This is a genomic window from Bradyrhizobium sp. 33ap4 (genome assembly GCF_032654765.1).
GTDB classification, from domain to species: domain Bacteria; phylum Pseudomonadota; class Alphaproteobacteria; order Rhizobiales; family Xanthobacteraceae; genus Bradyrhizobium; species Bradyrhizobium australafricanum.
In genome coordinates this window covers 1-734 of record NZ_JAUMTJ010000215.1, presented here as the reverse complement: position 1 = coordinate 734, position 734 = coordinate 1, and the positions used below count along the sequence as shown (strand labels likewise).

1 protein-coding gene is annotated in these 734 nt (G+C 44.1%); it reads right to left on the bottom strand.

Translation table 11 applies throughout. The features are described from left to right. Positions 1-360: 360 nt before the first annotated feature. Entirely contained in the window at positions 361-708 is a 348-nt protein-coding gene (locus Q2M23_RS43725; protein WP_316399545.1) for a hypothetical protein, read from the bottom strand. Positions 709-734 lie beyond the last annotated feature (26 nt).

The window sequence follows — 734 nt, the reverse complement described above, 5'->3', positions numbered from 1 at the left end:
ATTGACAGCTTTGGAGAGAGTAACCCCTACACAATTGACTAGAAAAGTAGTAACAGTAGAGCCCAGACTGTGGAGAATACAAACTCTGAAGGCACCTGTCATTGTATTCATCAACCACAAGGCGCTGCAGTTCCTTTCCAAGCGGCGGCAGATCATACGAATAAAAAAGTCGCACTTATCATCTGCATTCCTAATGTAAAGCATCCAATGTTGACCAGGTTTCCCTCGCTTGTCAGAGTTAACAATTTCAAACGACGGTCTTCGTAAAGGTTTCACTTCATCTAATGCGCAAACACCGCACACATACTCATGGCATAGGAGTCTTTAGATAGCAGAGCTTCAATATCATAATCATACATGTCAGTCTATAGTAACCGTGCGATTCTTGTCGATCTTGAGAATGCGAGATGTTTCACTCATAAACAGCACAGTCACTGGCTCCTTCACAGCATGTTTAAACTTCAATTCAAGACGAACATTTCCTCTTCGTATCGGATTCAGATGATAGTCGGCGCCTTGATCCGGGTCGAGATTCCAGTGCATTATGAAGCCGTCGGACTTGTAACGTGCATATTCATACAGCACGTGTTTCTCTGCTAGCTGTTCCAAAAAGGAGAAATAGGCTTTTCTTGATAGATTGTTGTCGAAGTCGTAATGCTCTTCGAGTCGGAGGCCAAGCGGTCTTAGGAAGACAAAGTCTCGTGTCAACTCCTTGGCTCACAGAACGACATGGC